The sequence below is a fragment of the Rhodococcus sp. 7Tela_A2 genome, assembly GCF_049311045.1.
Classification (GTDB): domain Bacteria; phylum Actinomycetota; class Actinomycetes; order Mycobacteriales; family Mycobacteriaceae; genus Rhodococcus.
This window is the reverse complement of the sequence record NZ_JAXION010000201.1, coordinates 1-3,310: the sequence shown is the minus strand read 5'-3', so window position 1 is coordinate 3,310 and position 3,310 is coordinate 1. Positions and strand designations below refer to the sequence as shown.

Genomic DNA, 3,310 nt, shown 5'->3' with positions numbered 1-3,310 from the left:
ACCCCCCCCCCCCCCCGGCCCCCCATACGCCGCGGGGAGAGGCCGGAAAGCTGCTGCAACTATTGGGCTGTCGGCACCACCGGGTGCCGGTAACCACCGGGCTCCTGTAACTACGGGGTTCCTGTAACTACGGGCCTGCTGCGATCTACGAGAGCCTCAGCCTTCGCAGAAGGCCTCTGCCACAGCGGGAGGAAGCCCGTCGAGCAGTTGCTGGGCGGGCACGGCGAGGACCGGGTCGTCCGCGAGCCAGCGTGCCGCCGCGCACTCGGTAAGGCGGTAACCGGACTCCGGTGCGGCAGGCCCGCCGTCGGTGAACGCGCCCAGGACGTGCTCCGAAAGCTGCGCGGCCGACCCGTATGTCGAGGCGCCCACGGAGAAGTCCGGCCCGAACGATGCCGAGGCATTGAACGAACGATCGTCGCTCCATCCCCACTTCGTTCCGATGACACCCGCCAGCAGCGCGGTGCCGTAGTTCTGCGCGTACCCGTCGGCGGCCGTCCCGTATGCCGATGCCATGGCGGCGAGTACCGGCGAATTCGGATCGGTGCGCTTCTTCGTTTCGAGATAGGTGACCATGTCGTGAGTCGACGTGGTTCCGTTGCCCCAGTAACCGGGCACGTAGGTATCGGTGAGCCCGAACTCTTCTACCGTCGTCGAGATCGCCTGGGGGTACTTCGCATGAAGCCGGTTGGCGATCGCGTCGTTCGACGCGCGGATCATCTCCGTGGCGTCGGCATGATCGGCGGCGTCGCCGTACCGGAAGACGTACTCGGCCAGATACAGCTTGACGATCGAGACCCCGGCACGGGATTCGTGTTCGTTGGCGGTGCCCGCGCGGAACCCGGTCGGCGAATGCGCAAACGAGATCTGCGTGCTGCTCGGCGCCACGATCGCCCCGTTGTCGTCGAGAACGGGTGCCGGTGCCGCGGCGGCGATCCCGCTGCCGGAAGCAGCGAGTGCGGTCAGGGCGGCGACGGTGAGGGCCTGAGCAAGAGGGCGCATGGCAAGCGATCGTAGTTGCCCGGCGCCGTTCGTGTGCGGTGACACCGATGAGTTCTCGCTGTTGCGCCGGTCACACCGTGTGAGAGGCCCGACCACGAGGAGAAACATGATCATCGTCGCTGGACACATCGTCGTCGACCCGAGCGCACGCGGGAGCTACCTCGCGGGATGCGCCGATGTCGTGGAACAGGCGCGCCTCGCCCCCGGGTGCCTCGAATTCTCTGTCACCGCAGACCTGATCGATCCGTCCCGCGTCGTGGTGTTCGAGCGGTGGGACTCCCCCTCCGCCGTCGAGCGCTTCCGCGGATCCGGACCCGACAGCGACGCAGCCGCATCCGTCGTGTCCGCATCGGTCGCGGAATACGCTGTGGCCGAGGTTCGCTCGCTCACCTGACCGTGGCGGGATCAACCGATACGCGGCGGGTCCACTTGAACACGTAGAGGGCCGTCCGCACGGCGCGCGGTCCGGGTCGCCTGCGCTTCCCGCAGCGCGGCGCCCAGGTCCCGGCCCCGATGCCGGGCGACCCGCACGATCATGCGGTGCACCTCCTCGGGTTCCGGGCCGTCCGAGCCGAACGGCAGTCGCTGTCCCGGAGGCAGCGGAACGGGTCCGAGCACTTCGGCTCCGTCGGGCAGACGGGTCGCCTCGAGAAGCTCCGCGACTGCGGCGGAGCCACCGTCGAGCGCAGCCATGTGCACGGCGGGAGGGAAGCCGACTTCGGTGCGTTCGGCGACCTCCTGCCTGGCGTGACCTACCGGATCCCACCGCACCAGTGCCTGCACGGTCGGAATCCCGGAGTCGGCGACCACCACCACCTGCCCACCGTCCGCGAACGGCCGCACCAGCGCCGACGCCGCCAGCCACCGCCGCATCGCCTCCTCGGCGGCTCGGAGGTCGGCACGCCCGAGCAGCGCCCACCCGTCCAGCAACAGCGCGGCACCGTATCCCCCGTCGGCGACGGGTTCCGCGCCGACCGTCGACACCACCAGTGCGGCACCTCCCGGCGCGGTGGCTTTGACCTCGCCGCCGCCCGACGTGATCACCGGTACCCCGGGAAACGCGCGCCCGAGTTCTTCGGCGGTGCGGCCGGCACCGACGACGACGGCCCGCAGCGAACGCGCACCACAGGCATGACACCGGTGGGTGGCGTCGGCGACCCCGCACCACTTGCACGCCGGTATCGCGGCACCGTCCGGCCCCGCCGCCGCCGGCAGCGCCAACGGGCCGTTGCACCGTCGGCACCGCGCCGGGGCGCGGCACTTACCGCAGGCGAGGGCCGGCACGTACCCGCGGCGCGGGACCTGCACGAGCACCGGATGTCCCGATCCGAGTGCTGCCCGCGCCGCCGCGAACGCGATCGCCGGCAATCTGGCGGCGCGCGCAGCGGGGTCACGCTCGATCGCCTGATCGCTGTCGGCGAGCGCGGTGATCTTCGGCGCCCACGCCCGGAGCACCTCGCGCGGGGCGAGCAGGTCGTGTGCCCAGCCCGAGTCGACGAGCGCCTGCGTCTCGGCGGTCCGCGCGTGCCCGGCAATGACGACGGCCGCGCCCACGGCGTGCGCCCGCAGCGCGGCGACTTCCCGGGTGTGCGGGTACGGCGAACGGGGCTCGGAATGCAGGTCGTCACCGTCGTCCCAGACGACGAGGAGCCCGAGGTCTGGTGTGGGTGCGAACACCGCGGCGCGGGTGCCCACCACGATCCGGGCCGAGCCGCGCAGAGCCGCCAGCCATCGGCGATACCGTTCGGCCGGACCGAGACCCGCGGTCAGGCCTACCACGTGTTCTGCGCCGGCGACGTGCACGCAGGCGGCGAGCACACGGTCGAGGTCGCGCTGGTCCGGAACCACCAGCACCGCCGCACGACCGGCCGCCGCCGTGAGCGCCGCGAGTTCCGCGAGGCGGGTCGGCCAGTCTTCCCCGGGAAGTGCCTGCCACGCCGCCCGAGGTGCGCGACCCGACGAGAGAGCTTCGAGGAAGTTCTCACCGTGCCGGTAACGCGCCCAGGGACCACGATCGAACGCCGGGACCGCCGGCGGATCGACCGGTCGCGGTTCTTCCGCTTCCACCCGGGCGTGACGCGGTGGTACGGCGAGCCGGAGTACGTCGGCGCGGGTGCCGGCATAGCGGGTCGCCACTTCGTCGGCGAGCGCAGCGATCTCGGGCGTGAGAACAGGTTCGGCCGACACGACGCGGTCGAGCGCCCCGAGTTTGCCCGGGTGTTCGCTCGTCGCGGTGCGGGAGAGCAGAAACCCGTCGACGAGCCGGCCCGCGAAACGCACTCGGACGGCCGGGGGGGGGGGGCGCGGG

At 71.6% G+C, this 3,310-nt stretch carries 3 protein-coding genes; 1 reads left to right on the top strand and 2 read right to left on the bottom strand.

The window, feature by feature from the left end; translation table 11 throughout:
• Window positions 1-156: 156 nt before the first annotated feature.
• Window positions 157-1,002 (bottom strand): hypothetical protein, encoded by an 846-nt coding sequence (locus tag TVH25_RS21110; protein WP_422425394.1) that lies wholly within the window; start codon window positions 1,000-1,002, stop codon window positions 157-159.
• Window positions 1,003-1,108: 106 nt separating this feature from the next.
• Between TVH25_RS21110 and TVH25_RS21105 the strand changes: the two genes are divergently transcribed.
• Window positions 1,109-1,396, top strand: a complete 288-nt coding sequence (locus tag TVH25_RS21105; protein ID WP_169621823.1) for a putative quinol monooxygenase — start codon at window positions 1,109-1,111, stop codon at window positions 1,394-1,396.
• Window positions 1,397-1,407: 11 nt separating this feature from the next.
• On the opposite strand, the gene TVH25_RS21100 is transcribed toward TVH25_RS21105, so the two are convergent.
• A partial coding sequence (locus tag TVH25_RS21100) for a primosomal protein N' (RefSeq protein WP_422425393.1) occupies window positions 1,408-3,310 on the bottom strand: 1,903 nt, incomplete at its 5' end.

Bases quoted from the DNA above. Each gene is read 5' to 3' on its own strand.
- TVH25_RS21110 (WP_422425394.1), bottom strand. From the start codon at position 1,002: ATGCGCCCTCTTGCTCAGGCCCTCACCGTCGCCGCCCTGACCGCACTC.
- TVH25_RS21105 (WP_169621823.1), top strand. From the start codon at position 1,109: ATGATCATCGTCGCTGGACACATCGTCGTCGACCCGAGCGCACGCGGG.